The sequence below is a fragment of the Leptospira kanakyensis genome (assembly GCF_004769235.1).
GTDB lineage: Bacteria > Spirochaetota > Leptospiria > Leptospirales > Leptospiraceae > Leptospira_A > Leptospira_A kanakyensis.
In genome coordinates this window covers 255,827-272,895 of record NZ_RQFG01000018.1, presented here as the reverse complement: position 1 = coordinate 272,895, position 17,069 = coordinate 255,827, and the positions used below count along the sequence as shown (strand labels likewise).

Genomic DNA, 17,069 nt, shown 5'->3' with positions numbered 1-17,069 from the left:
CTTTTTTATGCCAAAAACCCCTTACCAAACCCGGGGGGAGGCCCATTTTGTGCATAAACTTCCGTTCTTTCTAAATACAATTTTGCCGCCTTGTCTGAAGGGTCGATTCCGAGGACAGAACGAAAACCCACACCCGCTTTTACAAACTCTCCGTCCCAAAACAAATTCACACTTTCTTCAAATTGTTCTTTGGTTTTTAATTTTAAACCAAAAGACTCTTCCACACCTTCCACTAGAACTTGAGCAATCCCAATTAACTTTTGTTTGGCTGGAATTTTAATAAAATCTAAAATTCTATGTGGATAGGAATCTGGATGTTGTAATTCAAGTAACGCATCCAAACTAATGATGATTTTGGCACCATATTTTTTTGTCATCGACTCCAATGAATTGGCAACTCCCATAGAGTCAGATAAAACTGCTGATTCAATCCTCTGTTCTTCACCAATAATACCGAGCATCAACTCACCAAAATGGATGCCCACACCGATTTGGATGTCCCCAACCCGATGAGGTTTTGACTCCAAATTCCACCTTGCAATCATTTTGTGCATTTCTATCGCCGCGGAAATGGCATCTTCAGGTTGTTTTTCAAACAAAGCAAAAATTGCGTCCCCAACATATTTTTCAATAAACCCATTGTGTGACCGGATCGTTGGTCCAACTTGACGCAAATAATCGTTTAAAAATAAAAAGGTTTCTTCAGGACTTAAAGTTTCAGAGATAGCCGTAAAATCTCTGATATCAGATGACAATACAGACATCTGTTTTACAATAAAATCCCCACGTTTAACTTTTGATTTTGATTCTTTAGAAAATAATTGAATGAGTCGCAAAGGTACAAATTTCGCATAAACTTGGTTAGATGCATCTAACCGATTATTTACTTCTATCAGTTCAGTGGTTAAGGTATCCATTGATGAGTAAAACCTTGCATTCCTTCTTGCGAGGAGAATACTTTGAAACAAAAAGAAAATAAATAACGAAAATGGCATTAAAGGTTGGGATTGGAACCAATAATTTCCTGCCATCAAATCATGGGTGGATCCAAGCATTAGCAGAAGTGATCCATAAAAAACCAAACTACTATCCTTTTTCCTCTGGCGATAGATCTTTAAAATCACATAGAAGGAACAAACACTAAAAAAGAGGATTAAAACTTGTGAAAAAATATTTGTTTTTGTAAATAGTTTTGGCTCTGTCAAAATAACAAAGGATACAAAACAAGCCGTGATACTCCAACAAGAGTACAACATCCACTTGGGAACTTCCGATCTTCCAGGGAATAAACTCTTTAAGTATCCTAAGAAAAAACATACAAGAAGTGGTGCCGATGTATAATCCAATACCTGCATCCAATGCCAAGAAAAATCAGGGAATGCATACATGATATAAAAGTTATCAAGAACTACTAATCGTAAACCTGTGAACAAACAAAACAAAGCAAAGAACAGGGAGCTTTTTTCCTCTCTTCGAAAGAAAAACACAGTGAGTTGGTATAATGCCATAGTGAGCATTGCCCCAAAAACAAATACTTCACCAGCAGAATAAATAAGAGATTGGTTTTGGATGACCTCTTTAGTTCCAATTTCAATTGGTTTCCTATATCCACCACGAGCATGATGAAAATTACTAATCACAAACAGTATTTCTTGTTCCTCAGTTTCTGGTTGGAAGGATACGTATTGAATTTGGTATTTGGGAACGGACTTAAGTTCGTCAGTTCCTACCTTTCCTGAACTTGCTATTTTTTGCCGATTGACATAGAGCTCATAAGAACTAGTTGCTGGTTGGACTCGGAGGTAATACCGAATTTTTATATCTGGTACTTTAAACGTTAGGCGAAATACGGCAAAACCATCACCACCTTCCCCCTCGGGCCGGTAGGAGTTCCAAGACGAAGGAACCTTAACATAAGTTTTGTTAGGATTATTTATTTTTTCAAATAAACTTTCCCCATAAATTTCTTCCCAATAAAATTCCCATTCACCACCAGTAGAAAGTTTTTTATTTTCTTTTACATATTCAAGAGGAAGTTCGAGATACCCTTTGACCGCTTCCGGTGAGGAGTTCGATGTACAGGAAAAAAACAAAACAGAAGAAAGAAAAAGGAATAAAACAAATGGAATGGTTCTTATTATTTTTCCCATGCAGAAACCCCATCCCAATCTTCACCCACACCAGCAGTTTGGTGATATTCGCATCGTTCTACATAAATTTGCGCAGCCAAATCATCTGGGTTATCGGCAAATACAGCTCTGAATTTTTCTAATGCGGAAACAAAGTCTGCTCGTTCATAATCAAAAATTGCAGCTTCAAATTGGTCTTTGTTTTCTATTTTTTTATTAGATATCGGATCAATATCAGGAATTAGAACTTCTGCGATCATCACAGTCTCTTGTTTTCCTTTCACTCGAACAAAATCTAAAATCCGATAAGGAATTGTATCCAAATCTTCGTGTAACATAAGCGAGGTGAGACTTACAAGAATCCTCGCACCATATTTTTTAGTTAAACCTTGGATACGGCTAGAAAGATTGACTGTGTCAGCAATGACCGTAGATTCAAGCCTTTCTTCTTCTCCCAAAATTCCAAGCATGGTATCTCCCGAGTGAATTCCGATACCGGCATGGAGTGGTAAGTATCCAAACGATCTTCTACGTTCGTTGTATTTTTCCAATTCCCACTGGATGTCTTCGGCAGCTTTGATGGAATTTTGAATTCCTCCATCAAACAGAGCCATAATGGCGCTTCCAATGTATTTATCGATAAAACCATTATTTTTACGAACACAAGGACCAATCCGGCCTAAATAAGAATTGGTAAATAACATTCGGTTCTCTAGAGGAATTGAATAAATAATATCCCAATATTCCCAAATATCTGCAAACAAAACAGTCATTTCCCTTTCGCTACTATCACCTAACCGAACTTCTTCGATGCTTTCTTTACCAAGATGTGTCAAAAAGTCACGTGGAATGAATTTAGCATAAAAACGATTGGTTAAAATAAATTCTTCATTGATGGACTCAAATTCATCCTTTAAAGAAATTTTTCTGCGGAAGGTTCTTGCCGTACGAAGTGTAACAATAGTTGATTGAACACCAAAGAACAAAAATACAGCAATTTGCGATAAAGTAGAATCCCCTTCTCCACGATACGCGAGGATAACATCATAAACAAAACCAAAAAATAAAACCAGATATCCTAAAAAGAAAATTCCTGCATCAGGTAATCCTTTGACCACCATCTGATACAACCGAATTCCCAAAAACACAGCATAAACCACACCTAATACCTGAAATACAACTTCGAACTGAGTGTATGTTTCTGGTTTAATGATTAATCCATAAACTAACATAAACTGTACGTAGGCGCTAAAATATAGAATGAGTTTGGTGTCTAGGAAACGAGGAAATAATCCGTCCACAAACCATAAAAACAAAATCCCCAAAACAAAAACGGAAGCATACTCAACATAGATAACCAAATCCCAAGGGATATCTGGAAACATCGCATAAATGGTTTTACTTCCAATAAAAGGAATCCTAACGGCAAACACTAAACAGAAAAATCCAAAATAGAAAGCTTCCCTTTGTTTGTTTCGATAGAAAAATAAAATAAAATGATATAACCCAAACATGAATATAGCGCCAGTTAAAGCTAAATCCACAGTACTCTGTGCCAAAATATAATTCTGAACACCTTCCGCTAAACCGAAGATAGGTGCATTGGGAAGGCCACCTTCTTTGTGATGAAAATTGCTGACCTCAATTCGGATCTGTAAATGGTTCTTAGCGGCAATTGTAAAACTTTGGCCCCAAGCGCTTGGTGTTGTTGTTTCTTTACTGACACCAGGAACACCAGACATCAAACTCCTGTTACCTGCCATCAATTTAAATGAAGTTCGCACCTCAGGCATATAAACCGAATATATCTGACTTTCTTCCGGAAGTTTGATATCCAAAACGTAAGTCCCATATCCTTTCCCATCAGGAAACCCCGATCGCAAGGGAACTTGATTCCAAAGGGCGGGGACAGGGAGATGAGAAGAAGGGACTTCGTCTTCTGGAACTCCAAACTGGTTAGGGAAAAATTTCCAATCCCCCTGGAGTTCCATAGCTCCACCCGACTCAAAAGGAAAAGTCTGCAGATCCAATTCTCCCGAATGGATTTGGGGGGAGGGAGTCACCATGCGACAACCCGTTACCAAAATGGCGATGAGAAGATAGATTAGTTTCTGACGGGTCATCCCTAACCTTCAGAGACTTGGAGGACAAGAATTTGGAAAGGAAGTTTTCGAAATTAAAAAAATAATATTTTTTGGTTTGTACGACCGCAATGTTTAGCTATTATGTCTCTTAAATGAAAACCCCATCAGGTTCCAATAAAGCCGCCCTTGCCTACCAAATCTTAGGCCGCTATTTGCCGGATGAAGTGTTCGCTCATTTGAGTGATTCCGAAATCGAATCCCTCCTTTTAAAGGTAGAATCCAATCCCTCCCCAACCAAAGGGCAGGAAAAAGACATCCTCCTTTCCTTCACAAATTTCCTCCAAAAAAAAGGGGGTCATTCACAGAAACCGAATGCACAAGGACGTGGTTATACCGGAAACAACGGCGAATATACGAATAACGTATACTCACCCAAAAACGGTGGAAAAACTGCACCTTCCCACGGGAAACCACCTGTCGGGGGCAGTTATGCGAACGACGATGATCATACACAAATTCTCGGCGGAGCCAACGGGAAATATCCGCATAGCGAACATCCGGAAACAAACGAACTGTATTCGCTACTCGAAGAAATATTAAAAGAGGAAGATTCCAAACGCGTGGGCCCCATTTGGTCCGAACTTCCCAAGTTTTCTCTGGAAATGCTCAGAAATCTGACCATGGATGAATCTTCGGAAGTCATTGCCCGAGTTCTCAGTTTTTCCGACCCGGAATCTGCCTCAGAAGTTTTAGCCGAATACCCTGAAAGTCACAGGGAAGAGATCATTTTGGCACTTTCTGAAATTGACTACCATTCAGACCAGGAAAGGGATCAGTTGGAGCGCTTCTTTCGGTTCAAAATGGAACTCATCCAGAAAAAAATGCCAGTTTCGAAGATCCGCAGCCGCAAAGCAAAAACGGCAGGTGAAATTCTGACTCGACTTCCTTTTTTGCCATCTCAAAATTTAATTGAACGAATTCAGAAAAAAAGCCCAGAATATGCCGAAACTATAGTAGAACACTACTTTCGTTTGGAAGACCTCCTTCATTTAGGAAGGACGAGCCTCACTCGGTTCTTTTCTGAGATCCACCCTCTTGTCATTGCTTGCGCATTGAAGGGAGTGGAAACAGAATTTCGCGATCAAGTTTATTCCAATTTGGAATCTTGGCTTGTGAAAGAAATAAAGATCGAATGGGATTCGTTAGGTCCTGTCTCTTTAGCAGAAATCGAAGAAGCCCAAAAGGGAATCTTAGATCGCTTGCGGGAGGCAATGGATGAGGGCAAAGTGAAACTCTGGAGATTGAAGTAAGTATATGGCAAAACTCGTCTTTAAACCAATCCAAATTGCCGACTTACAAGAAGAAGTTGAGATCCAACTTCCTGATAAGTACAAAAAATTTCATAAAACCGACGAACAAGAAGACTTCGAGATAGACCAAGAAGGGAATATCATCGAACAGTACCAAGGTCCATCGATTGAAGAGATCGAAGCGGAACTCCAAAGGTATCGCCAAGAAACAGAAGAACAAGTTCGTCAATTATTAGAAGACGCAAAAAAACAAGCGAAAGCCATTGAAGAAGAAGGTAGAACCAAAGCCTTCCAAATGGTTCAAGATTCCAAAGAAAAAATCAAACTAGAAGAAGACTCCGGCCGTGCCAAAGCGGAACAAATCTTAGATCGTGCTAAGATGGAAGTCGAACGTATGATCAAAGAAGCCGAAATGAAACAGGCTGAGATTGAACACGAAGCATATCAAAAAGGTTATGATGCAGGTCGAGAAGTTGGATTTAAAAAAGGCCAAGGGGAAGTTAGGCGACTCATTGACCGACTAGGAACTATCATTGGTAAGGCGATCGATATTCGTGAAGAAATGATTGCTGCCTCCGAAAAACAAATGGTAGAAATGATTCTTGTCATCGCAAGAAAAGTAATCAAAGACGAAATCATTGAACGTAAAGAAATTGTACTCAACAACATTCGAGAAGCAATGAAACGAATCAAAGATCGTGACCGTATCGACATTCGTGTTAACTTTGCTGACTTGGAACTTACAACAGCACACAAAGACGAACTCATCAAACTTATGGAATCACTTCGCAAAGTCAATATTTACGAAGATTCTCGAGTGGATCGTGGTGGTGTTATCATCGAAACAGACGTGGGAGCAATCGACGCAAGAATTTCAACTCAGCTCAAAGAGATCGAAGAGGCTATTCGAAACGTCGAACCGATATGATTTCGAAAACCCGCATTTACCAACTCGTATTCGGGTTCGCATTCGTTTTAACACCAACTTTATCAAGTTTGGCGGCGGAACCATGTGGAACTATGATCACCTCTTTCGAAAAACCAATCGTTTTAAAAACCGATTGGTTATTTCGTAAAGGAGATAATTTAGATTGGAGAGATGAAACTGTTGAAGAATCTTTCTGGGTCAAACGTTCTGTTCCTGATTATGGAATTTCAAAAACTGAAAACTTAACAGGATACCATTGGTATAGATGTTCTTTCTTTTTACCCGAAAACTATACCACACCAGTGGAACCCATTGCCATCCAACTTGGTCGCATTCGTGACATCGACGAATTTTACCTAAATGGAACCCTGATCGATAAAACAGGAACCGTACTTCCTCGAATGGAAGTTGACTTTCAAAAAATTAGAATTTATTCCCTGCCCACTCACCTTCTCAAACCAGGCCTTAATATAATGGCAATTCGCATTTATGCAGCCACAAACCTAAATGGCCTCAAAGAAGCACCTACAATTGCAAAAGAACGACTGTTACGTGAATCAGCTTTTTCCAAAGAAGCATTTGCGATGGTCTGTGGTTATGTATTTATCTTTATGGGAATTTACTTTTTAGTAGGTTCCATTGTTCGCGGACGAGCTGGTGAAAACTTTTTCTTTGCGCTTTTTTCTATTTTTATGGGGATTTATGTTTTAATTCGAACCCAACATAGAGATATCCTTTTTGAAAGTTTTACTTGGTCTTATGTTGCCGAACTTTTGGTTCTCATTTGTTTGCCGATATTTTTTATCAATTTTATGCATCAGTATCTAAAGATAAAACGTAATGCCGTTTTACTGGTGTATGAAGTTTTTCTTTTTGTTTTATTCGTAATTACTTTATTTTTTAGAACACCCAAAACTTGGATTTTAGTCATAGCACTTTTTAACTATGTTTTACCAGTTGCGATGGGTCTTGTGATTTATTTGTTTGTTAAAAACGGAAAAACTAACATTGCAAAAGTAAAATTCATTCTCATCGGAATTGCATCGTTATTACCCACCATTCTAATCGATAGTCTCTCGGCATTAGAAATAATCATTTCTATGCCAGGCACTTTGTATTTAGGTTTCCTCATTTTTCTTGTGATGATTTCCATCCAACTATCCAACGATATTGTTTTGGGTTTAGAAAACTTTATCGAACAAGAAAAAGAATTAATCCAAATGGAACGTGTCAAAACTGGTTTTTTAATCAATTTATCCTCTGAGTTCAAATCAGGAATGGAAAAAATTAAAAAAGCCATAGATAATATTTCAACGAATAGCGGAAAAACAACCAAAGAACAAACAACAACAAAGTCCGCTGCAAAAAAGAAAACCAAAACAAAGTCTAACTCTAAACAAGAATTAGATCCTGTCAAACAAGCAGAAGACCATATATCTTATATGAGTTATATGGTAGAAGAAGCAATGCTTCTACGCAAACTAGAAGACAAAACTTATATTCCTTTTTACGAATCCTTTTCTGTTGCGGAACTAATCCGAAGTTGTGTTTCAAGTGTGGAGAACCATTTGGAACAATACAGAAAAAATACCTCAGTGGAAGTGAAACCGGGTGATTTGGAAATCTATTTCCCTAAAGAATTATTGTTCTCAATTTTAAGAAACCTTGTTGAAAACGCTTATCAATACACTGACCCCAAAACAGATATTAGTATAGAATTTTTTAATCGTGATGGCTTTCACCAACTCATTGTTATGGATGAAGGGATGGGCCTCAGCCAATTAGAAATGGAAACCATTTTCCAAAAGTTTGTCAGAGGATACCGTGACAAAAAAAACGAAATCCCTGGTGCAGGAATTGGACTTACCTTAGTGGAAGCCACGACAAAATTTTTAGGTGGAACTGTGAGTTTAAAATCAAGCGAAGGAATGGGTGCCAAATTCACAATTCGTATCCCGGAGAAACCTAAAAAATGAAATTTTTAAGTTTTTATAAAATTATAATTTTAAGTTTCATTTTATTAGTTAGTAATTGTTCACGTTTCACTGATGAAAACACAATCGTACTCCGTTTAGATGGAGATGACTGGGGTATTTACTTTAACGATAATGCAGACATTCTTAGTAACGAGTTTAACGCCAATAATTTAGATATTACAACTGTCCCTAGTAACTTTCGAAACTTAAACCGATCCTATCGTGGTGCCATCTGGATTCGAAAAAGTTTTGAAATCACAACAGAACAACACCAAAAATCTTTAGCTTTGCAGTTAGGGAAGGTTTATCAATCCGACGAAGTATTTATCAATGGAGTTCTCATTGGAAAAAATAATTCTGCCTTCGGAAAAGATCCTGATGAGTTTGCTTTTGGTAGACCCAGAATTTATCCAATTCCACATGATTTATTGTTGGAAGGGGAAAATGTTCTCATTGTCAAAATTGATTCCTCACTATCCACTTCTGCCGGTGTCATTACTGGACCCATTCGTATCGTAACCTATGAAGAAGCATTAAATGGTAATCTTTACGATTCGTTAGTAGAGCTAATCTTTGTAGGTTTTTATCTTTTCATTGCATTATTTTTCTTTATCAATTATTTCAACTTACGAGACAAAAAAGAATATTTCAGTTTTAGTATCTTAGCTCTTATTTTTTCCGCATATGAATTATCCAAAAACGAAGTTAGGTTTTTTCTAATCAACCAGTTCGCGATTTTAAAATTCATCGAGTATTCTTTTTTATTAATTTTGCCTTATGGGTTTATTAAATTCATTCAGGACTTTTTTGAATTAAAACCTTTTAAGTACCAAAGAATTTATCTATTCATGCAGTTCTTCTTTATCGCAGTTTTTGCGATCATTCAGAATCCTGTATTCTGGTATAACTTTATTGGATATTGGGACATCCATTTACTCGCTGTGATAGGTTATGCCATCTATGTAACTTTTAACAAATTCCGAGACCAAACTCGTGGATCCACAATCCACTTACTTGCACTCATATATTTACTTTATTCAATTTTAAAAGAAATATTAATTGAAAGAGGATATCTTAACTCACCTTCTTCTTTAGAAACAAGTTTCTTAGTATATTTGATTTTGATGACACTTGCTCTACGATTCCAGTTTTTGATTATGAAACGAAAACTCCAAAATCGATATGAAAGATTGAAGGAAGCAGACTCACTCCGCGAAAAGATTTTTTATTATATGGATGCAATGATTTCAGGCCCTTTGAAATCAATGAAAGAGAAACTCATTGCATTTCGTGAATCCACACAAAAAACGAAGGATAAAAACTTAGTAAAAGAAGTAATCGATGTCCAATCATCCATTGATAATGTTATGGATGATATCATTGAACTCTCAAGATTAGAAGTATTAAAAGAAGTTCCATTCAAAGAACAAGTAAACTTTATCTCCTTTATCAACGAAGTGATTCCGGAAGATGACATCACTTACTCTATCAAAGTAAATCCAGAAACAGAAATTCACAATAGTTTAGATTTAATCAACTCTGTCGTTGTAAGGTTAGTTGATTTTCCTCCATTCAAAGAATTCAATCATAATGATTTGATCATCACTCAAGATTTGAGAGGGAATGTTCACTTCCGATTTTTATTATTTCATAGTAACCCTAAAGTCTCTCAGAGATTATTTAGTGATTTAGTTGAAAACTACAACACCCTCACTCCCGTAAAAGTAAAATGGGCCATCATCCTTGAAATTGTTCGCTTGTTAGGTGCAAAAATCGATTTCAAAATCATCAAAAAGAAATATTTAAAAATTGATTTAGGTATAGCTGCGATTGTTCCTGTATCAGAATTACAACCAATCAAAGAATCAGAAATCAATTCTAAGTCGTCTCCTACCAAATCTCAAAAGGAAGATTGGAAAGTGACACTCAAACGCTATTGGAAATTTCTCAGAGAAACTGAAATTAAAATCCCTAATTTCAAAAAGAAAAAATAATACGAATTGATTTTATGATCATTAAGTATCTCACACAACTAAATTCCGAATCCTTGATGAAGGCCTTTGAAGGATGCCAGGAGCTTACTTATTCTAAGGATGAATTTTTATTCCATGGTGGAGATGAAGTTGCCTATATGGACTTACTTGTAACAGGTGATTTGCAAGTGTTCAAATATGATGGGAATATGAATGAAGTCACTTTAACTTTTTTTCGACCCGTGAGTATTATCGCGGAATGGGCAGTGATCCAAGGAATACCCTATCCTGCTTCGGGAAGATTTACTAAAAAAAGCACAATCTTACGAATGCCTCTCACAGAGGTACAAAGTCGAATTCATAAAAACATTGAACTGAATCATATCCTTATGCATTCACTGATGAATAAAATCGAAACTTTAAATTTAGCAATCAATCGTGGACTCACAATGGATGCGATGCAAAGGGTTGCACATTTTTTATTTTATGGAACCCCTGATTCCCTACAGCTAAAACAAACACAAATGGCATCTCTTCTTTATTTAAGACCGGAAACATTCTCAAGAATCCTTAAACAACTAAAAGACCAAGGTCTTGTGGATACCCAAAAAGGGGAAATCAGCATTCTAGACAAAGAAGGATTACTTAAAATTTTAGCTTAATTCTTGATTTGTATCAATGAAATGATTCTAATTTTTATTAGCATCATATTATGAAGACTTCATTCTTTGGTTTAAGTTTTTGGAACACAGCTTTCCGCCCTTTTTTTTGGTTCGGTTCTTTGTATAGCATTGTGGTGATTGGATTTTGGTTACTTGTGCTTTCGAATACAATTCCGAATCCAATTCAGATAAATTCGATCCATTGGCATGCTTATGAAATGGTTTTTGGATTTTCAAAAGCGATTGTCCTTGGTTTTCTTTTTACGGCAGTCCAAAACTGGACTAACTCAAGCATCTTAAAGGGGAAAAATTTATTTTTTCTATTACTCTTTTGGGCCTTGGGAAGATTTTCAATGTATCCACTTGGATTTTTATCTTATTTGTCTTTTGGTTTAGACATAAGTTCGGATCTTATGGTTATTTTCCTACTCTACCCAAAATTGATGGTTCCAACTCAAAAACACAACAAACCAATTGTTTTTCATTATGGAATTTTTACCATTTTCCATTTGTTAGCTGGTTTTTCGGCCCGTTCAGTTTTAGATCCAGAACAAACATTATTATATGTCCATTTAAGTATTTTTGTAATACTTTTTCTCATTTTAATTATTGGAGGAAGAGTGGTTCCATTTTTTTCTGGAGTGGTCATTCAAGGATATTCCTTCAAACGAATGCCAAAACTAGAATCTGTTATTACCTACTTACCTTTTGCTTTTTATATTTTAAAACTGATTGAATTCTTTTTAGCACCCAATGGTTCAATCAACATTCATATAGATAATATAAATCTAATCGACATTCTACTAATCATTTCATTTCTAATTTGTTTTTCTTTATTTGTCACAAACACTGTCAGATTCATTTCATGGAAACCTTGGAAATCATATCAAAAACCAATTCTATGGATTTTGTATACAGGTTACTTTTGGGTTTGTTTAGGATTTTTATTCTATAGTTTGGTCTCTCTCGGATACTTTCCCGTATCTTCAGCAATTCACAGTTTGACTGTTGGAGGAATTGGAGTTTTTATATATGGTATGATCACTCGAGTGAGTTTGGGGCATACGGGAAGGAGTATTGTAGCATCACCACTCACAGTGGGTGCCTATATCATTTTGAATTTTGCAGTAATGGCCAGAGTTTTCCTTCCTCTCATCGGAAAGTATAATTTGGCTTACCATCTCTCCGGAATCGCTTGGATTCTAGCATTTGCTTTATTCATCCTCCAATACACAAAGATTTTATTTAGCCCAAGACCAGATGGAAAACCATCCTAAAATCCAAGGTTTAAACTCTTATGGCTCTTCGAAAGAATTCTTGCAGAGAATCGAGGAGCCTTTCTGGATGAAACAACATTTGATAACTAGCATTTCTCATCATCGATGGAATTGTTGGTTTTTCCTCAGTTCCAATTGCCAAAGTAAATACCTGAACTCCATTTAACAAACATTCACCGACAGATTTATTCACATCTTCAATCCCATACTTTCCTTCATATTTATCATAATCATTGGGACGAGCGTCGGTGATAAGAATGATCCACTTTTGTTTATAAGATGTTTGTTTTAGTATGGAACTCGTATGACGAAGTGCAGGACCAACACGAGTGTATCCAATTGGCGATAATGACCCCAATCGATCACGGGCAGAACTCCAAGGTTCCTTTAACTGTTTCAAATGTAGGAATTGATTAAAATTACGAGTTCTGGAATAAAAACCAGCAATTCCAAAAGGAATTTTTAGTTCTTCTAAACATTCTGAAAATAGAAGTAAACTTTCCCTCTCCACATCTAAAATTCTTTTTTCCTGGATCCATGAATCTGTAGACAAACTGATATCAACTAGAAAATACAATACCATGTCTGAAACATCACGAATGGGATTCATATAAATTGTTTCTGAAGGACTAATCTTTGCTTTGATGTCAGCATAGCGATCAACAAGAGCATCCAAATCAATATCGGTACCCGCCGCCAATCTCTTTTTGATTCGCGTTTGGTTTAAGAGTGCCATCATCTTCTTTTTCAGTTGCACTAGAGTGGAATGTTGTTTCTCTAATATTTGTTTTGTATAATGGATGTCTTTCTGTTTGGGAAACTCTTCTACCACATTACAATAATCTGGTTTATAGTTTTTTAGTTTATAATCCCACTCTGGATAAGAAAAATGATTTCCAATATCCTTTTCATCTAAAATTTCCAATGTTGTTCCAGATCCGGATTCACTAGTTCGAGTGGTATGGACGGGATCTTCAGTTCTAATGATATGTTTTAAATTTAGCTCTTGTAGGGCCTCCTCTTCATCCATATCTTCTTCACCATCAATGTCACGCCATTGTCCATCAAACTCTTCTACAGTTTCAATTTTTTCAAAATTATGACCTAATGTATATTCTTCTATTTTTTTCTCATCCACTTCCAAAACTTCGACATCACTTGGATCCAATTTTTGTTTTGACTCTTTGGACTTTACTTTTTCTTTCTCAGACTTCGATATAAAATCTTTTCCTGAGGGAAACTCATGTTTTAAATCAGAGAGCAATGAAGTTGCATGAGTGAATATAGAAGTGGCTTTTTTGTATTGTGTTAAATCTTTATTTCGAATTTTTAATCTCTCGATTCGAATTTCTTTCCAATCACTACGAATGCCAGGAAATACATTTAAAAAATTTCGAAATAAATAATAAAACTGGATAGTAGGTATAGGTATTACTTCATTTAGCTTTTTTTTATCCTCATTTTCCCTTGCTCGAACTTCCTTGAGATTAAAAAGATAAGCGAGATAGGCAAGTAAGATCCTTACATATTTCTTGGAAATGGATTCAGATAAAAACAAGTGAACCACTTCCGGAAATTTCAAATAGTTTTGTCCAAAAATTATATTTTCCCCACCGAATATCAGAGTGGTTGGTTCATTTTTTAATGTCTGTAAATATCTTAGGATTCGGCCTTCTTCTAACTCCATCCGATATCTATAATACGGATTAGGCGGCGTGAGTTTTTTACGAATTTTTTTCCAAAGTTTATGACCCTGGTAAAATACAAACTGATCCCATTCCAATGTTATGACCTAAAAAATCAAATCAAAGCTGTCCTGTAAGGCAGCGATGGTGTCTTGGTCATCGGAAAGTGGCAAAATGATTGCTGTCCTGCCTGCAAGTCTAGCCGGTAGACCCTTTGCCATTAATTTTGCACAAGAAACAAGAAGTCTTGTTGAAACAGTCTCCGCCAAACCTAACTCTGGTTTATTCCTAACAAGAGCAGCAAATTGAACTAACTTTTTGGCTAGTGTTTCACTGATGCCCGTTTCCCCCACAATGATTTTTTCTTCCATAGCACTTTTCGGATAAGGAAAGTCCATTCCAAGAAATCGTTGTTTGGTGGAAGGTTTTAATTCCTTAAATCCTCTTTGGTATCCTGGATTATAAGATGCTACGAGTAAAAAGTCAGGGTGTGCACTTACCTCTTCATTTTTCCTTTCTAAAAATAAGGTACGGCGATGGTCAGTTAAAGAGTGAATGGTTACTAGTGTATCAGGTCTTGCTTCCGCAATTTCATCCAAATAAACAATGGCTCCTTCTTTGACTCCTGTTGTTAAGGGACCATCCATCCAAATGGTATCAGCTCCTTTTACTAAAAATCTTCCGACGAGATCCACAGAAGATGTTTCATCGTTACACAAAATAGTAATGAGCCTACGACCCATCAGGTGAGCCATATATTCCAAAAATCGAGACTTACCAGATCCAGTGGGACCTTTCAATAAAAGCGGCAGAGAATTCTCTGCCGCCATTTGAAAAATTTCTATTTCCTTACCGGTTGGTTCGTAATAGGGTATTTTCTTCGTTAACATAAATTAATCGAGATCACCAAGATTTTTTCCAACAGCTTCATTTGAAGGAAGGCCATGTCGAATGAAATCCACAATAAAGTAAGCGATACCAACAGTAAAAAGAGTAGCCGCAAGTAACATTCCAATAAAATGGAATATAATTTCTTTTTGAACTACAAGGAAGTCCATACCCAATTTACGCTCCAGATACACTTGTGTGATTCCTGCAACGGCAAGTGCCCCTGTCATTCCTAACATTCCAATATTGGAAGCCCAAAAAGCCAAATAACCTGACATTCCAGTAAATAGTTTTCTCCCAGTTAAATTTGGCATCGCATAAGAAATAACAGCTAACACTAACATAGCGTAGGCTCCCCAGAAAGCAAGATGTCCATGCATTGCAGTGATGAGAGTTCCGTGAGTCCATTGGTTGACGGAAGGCCAAGTATGTGCAAAACCTAAAAATCCAGCACCAATGAAGGACATCATCGCACTTCCCAAAGTCCAATAAAGAGCAATTTTGTTAGGATGATTTTTTCCTTTTTTGCGATACATATTGAGTGCCCAAATCGCCATCCCGAGAAAAGCCAGTGGTTCTAAAGCAGAAAAAATTCCACCGACCATAAGCCAATACTTAGGAGTTCCGATCCAATAGTAGTGGTGACCCGTACCCAAAATTCCAGAAAGAAAGGTTAAACCAACAACAACGTATAACCATTTTTCAATGACCTCTCTATCCACTCCCGTAAGTTTGATGAGTAAGAAGGCAAGGATACCACCCATAATGAGTTCCCAAACTCCTTCCACCCAAAGATGCACCACCCACCAACGAAAGTAGGAATCGAGTGTTTGGTTGTCAAAGTAGATCATACCTGGTAAATAAAGTAAAGCCGCACATAACAAACCAAAGAAGAGAACAAGTTGTGTTGTACTTCTTTTTTTTGCCTGCCAGATCGTCATCGCGATGTTAAACAAAAATGTCAAAACATTCACAACAACCAAATAGTCTAGTGGTCTTGGAATTTCTAAGAATTTACGGCCTTCCCACCAATTGAAGTGAAAACCAATAATGGCAATCACTCCGACAACAACCCAAGATAGAAGTTGGATGTAAGCAAGTTTGACACTATATAATTCTCTGTCCGATTCTTCGGGAATGATATAATAGGCTGCTCCCATAAAGCCGGTTAACAACCATACGACGAGTAAATTTGTATGTGTGGCACGAGCAGTATTAAATGGAATAAAATCATGTAGTCCATCTAATCCAATACGAGCAAATCCCATAATGAAGCCATACACGATTTGTAAAGATAAGAGTAACATACAAGTTGCAAAGAACCAATATGCGACCTTTTGTGATTGGAATCTCATTGTTTCTCCTTATTTCAACGCAGAAAGATAAGTTACGATGTCTTTTCTTTCTGGATCAGTTAACGGCAATTTCGGCATATTAGTTCCCGGTTTGATTGCTTGTGGATCTGACAACCAACGATTGAGATAATCAGAATCGAATTTTGAACCCACATGATCAAGAGCAGGACCAACGTTTCCCCCCTTACCACCTACCGCATGACAGGCGACACAAAGTTGCGAGAACTTTTCCGGTTGGGATAAAACAACAGCATTTGATTTAACCTGAGGAACTTGCGGAGTAGCAATAGAATCGATTGGAATATTTGGTTTTGGTGGCCATCCATTGGCATCAATTTTACCAACCCAATCAAGAAAGGCAATGACCTGCCCCTTTTCTTCCTTTGAGAAGTTGTATTTGATCATCTTACGTTCTCCAGGGAACATAGCCTCTGGATCATCTAAAAATACATCGATCCAAGTGGCACCACGCCTTTCGACAACCTTTGTTAAATCTGGTGCATAATAAGCACCTTCACCTAACAATGTATGGCATCCCATACAATTGTTTTTTTCCCAAATTTCCTTTCCTTTCAAAACATCCGCTGTCATGTTTTGCGCATTGGTTCGGGAATCGTTTTGTCGCAAGGTATCCACTGTGAGAAACACAAAGATAGCACTGAACAAAAAGGTGCCTCCCAAAAAGAATGCCCTGGCTTGCGATTTTGATAGCATCCTTGCCTCCTAATTTTCATTGTCTGAATTGTAGGTGCAGATTATAAATCTTACATTGATTCAAATCAAGTACGATTCTAATTTTTTA

The 17,069-nt window shown here is 37.1% G+C and carries 12 protein-coding genes; 6 read left to right on the top strand and 6 right to left on the bottom strand.

Annotated features, from left to right (window positions below):
• Positions 1–5: 5 nt before the first annotated feature.
• Complete coding sequence (locus tag EHQ16_RS13710) at positions 6–2,150, bottom strand: adenylate/guanylate cyclase domain-containing protein (protein WP_135633555.1); 2,145 nt, start codon at positions 2,148–2,150, stop codon at positions 6–8.
• Positions 2,138–4,252, bottom strand: a complete 2,115-nt coding sequence (locus tag EHQ16_RS13705) for an adenylate/guanylate cyclase domain-containing protein (protein WP_135633557.1) — start codon at positions 4,250–4,252, stop codon at positions 2,138–2,140. The genes EHQ16_RS13710 and EHQ16_RS13705 overlap by 13 nt, the downstream gene beginning before the upstream one ends.
• Before the next feature lie 113 nt (positions 4,253–4,365).
• On the opposite strand from EHQ16_RS13705, the gene EHQ16_RS13700 reads away from it, so the two are divergent.
• From EHQ16_RS13700 to EHQ16_RS13675, 6 genes are read left to right on the top strand one after another with little or no spacing between them, the layout of a single operon-like run.
• On the top strand, positions 4,366–5,523 hold the full coding sequence (locus tag EHQ16_RS13700) for a FliG C-terminal domain-containing protein (RefSeq protein ID WP_135633559.1): 1,158 nt from the start codon (positions 4,366–4,368) through the stop codon (positions 5,521–5,523).
• A gap of 4 nt (positions 5,524–5,527) precedes the next feature.
• Positions 5,528–6,451, top strand: coding sequence for a flagellar assembly protein FliH (gene fliH, locus EHQ16_RS13695; protein ID WP_002973208.1), 924 nt, complete (start codon positions 5,528–5,530; stop codon positions 6,449–6,451).
• A complete protein-coding gene (locus tag EHQ16_RS13690; protein WP_135633561.1) occupies positions 6,448–8,427 on the top strand; it encodes a sensor histidine kinase in 1,980 nt (659 codons plus the stop codon). Before fliH ends, EHQ16_RS13690 begins: the two co-directional genes overlap by 4 nt.
• Entirely contained in the window at positions 8,424–10,421 is a 1,998-nt protein-coding gene (locus tag EHQ16_RS13685; protein ID WP_135633563.1) for a 7TM-DISM domain-containing protein, read from the top strand. The genes EHQ16_RS13690 and EHQ16_RS13685 overlap by 4 nt, the downstream gene beginning before the upstream one ends.
• Before the next feature lie 14 nt (positions 10,422–10,435).
• Positions 10,436–11,062, top strand: a complete 627-nt coding sequence (locus EHQ16_RS13680) for a Crp/Fnr family transcriptional regulator (RefSeq protein ID WP_135633565.1) — start codon at positions 10,436–10,438, stop codon at positions 11,060–11,062.
• Between the two features lie 50 nt (positions 11,063–11,112).
• Complete coding sequence (locus EHQ16_RS13675; RefSeq protein WP_135633567.1) at positions 11,113–12,339, top strand: NnrS family protein; 1,227 nt, start codon at positions 11,113–11,115, stop codon at positions 12,337–12,339.
• 10 nt (positions 12,340–12,349) lie between these two features.
• Here the strand turns inward: EHQ16_RS13675 and EHQ16_RS13670 are convergent, their stop codons facing one another.
• Genes EHQ16_RS13670 through EHQ16_RS13655 form a run of 4 tightly spaced genes read right to left on the bottom strand, consistent with a single transcriptional unit; the run spans position 12,350 to position 16,981 of the window.
• A complete protein-coding gene (locus tag EHQ16_RS13670) occupies positions 12,350–14,122 on the bottom strand; it encodes a nitric oxide reductase activation protein NorD (protein WP_135633569.1) in 1,773 nt (590 codons plus the stop codon).
• Positions 14,123–14,131: 9 nt separating this feature from the next.
• Entirely contained in the window at positions 14,132–14,914 is a 783-nt protein-coding gene (locus EHQ16_RS13665) for a CbbQ/NirQ/NorQ/GpvN family protein (protein ID WP_135633570.1), read from the bottom strand.
• 3 nt (positions 14,915–14,917) lie between these two features.
• Positions 14,918–16,267: a cbb3-type cytochrome c oxidase subunit I gene (locus tag EHQ16_RS13660; RefSeq protein ID WP_135583031.1), complete on the bottom strand. Its 1,350-nt coding sequence runs from the start codon at positions 16,265–16,267 to the stop codon at positions 14,918–14,920.
• A gap of 9 nt (positions 16,268–16,276) precedes the next feature.
• Positions 16,277–16,981: a c-type cytochrome gene (locus EHQ16_RS13655; protein WP_135633573.1), complete on the bottom strand. Its 705-nt coding sequence runs from the start codon at positions 16,979–16,981 to the stop codon at positions 16,277–16,279.
• Between the last annotated feature and the right edge of the window lie 88 nt (positions 16,982–17,069).

Excerpts from the sequence above, each read along its gene's own strand:
- EHQ16_RS13710 (WP_135633555.1), bottom strand. The coding sequence starts at position 2,150 with ATGGGAAAAATAATAAGAACCATTCCATTTGTTTTATTCCTTTTTCTT.
- EHQ16_RS13705 (WP_135633557.1), bottom strand. The coding sequence starts at position 4,252 with ATGACCCGTCAGAAACTAATCTATCTTCTCATCGCCATTTTGGTAACG.
- EHQ16_RS13700 (WP_135633559.1), top strand. The coding sequence starts at position 4,366 with ATGAAAACCCCATCAGGTTCCAATAAAGCCGCCCTTGCCTACCAAATC.
- fliH (WP_002973208.1), top strand. The coding sequence starts at position 5,528 with ATGGCAAAACTCGTCTTTAAACCAATCCAAATTGCCGACTTACAAGAA.
- EHQ16_RS13690 (WP_135633561.1), top strand. The coding sequence starts at position 6,448 with ATGATTTCGAAAACCCGCATTTACCAACTCGTATTCGGGTTCGCATTC.
- EHQ16_RS13685 (WP_135633563.1), top strand. The coding sequence starts at position 8,424 with ATGAAATTTTTAAGTTTTTATAAAATTATAATTTTAAGTTTCATTTTA.
- EHQ16_RS13680 (WP_135633565.1), top strand. The coding sequence starts at position 10,436 with ATGATCATTAAGTATCTCACACAACTAAATTCCGAATCCTTGATGAAG.
- EHQ16_RS13675 (WP_135633567.1), top strand. The coding sequence starts at position 11,113 with ATGAAGACTTCATTCTTTGGTTTAAGTTTTTGGAACACAGCTTTCCGC.
- EHQ16_RS13665 (WP_135633570.1), bottom strand. The coding sequence starts at position 14,914 with ATGTTAACGAAGAAAATACCCTATTACGAACCAACCGGTAAGGAAATA.
- EHQ16_RS13660 (WP_135583031.1), bottom strand. The coding sequence starts at position 16,267 with ATGAGATTCCAATCACAAAAGGTCGCATATTGGTTCTTTGCAACTTGT.
- EHQ16_RS13655 (WP_135633573.1), bottom strand. The coding sequence starts at position 16,981 with ATGCTATCAAAATCGCAAGCCAGGGCATTCTTTTTGGGAGGCACCTTT.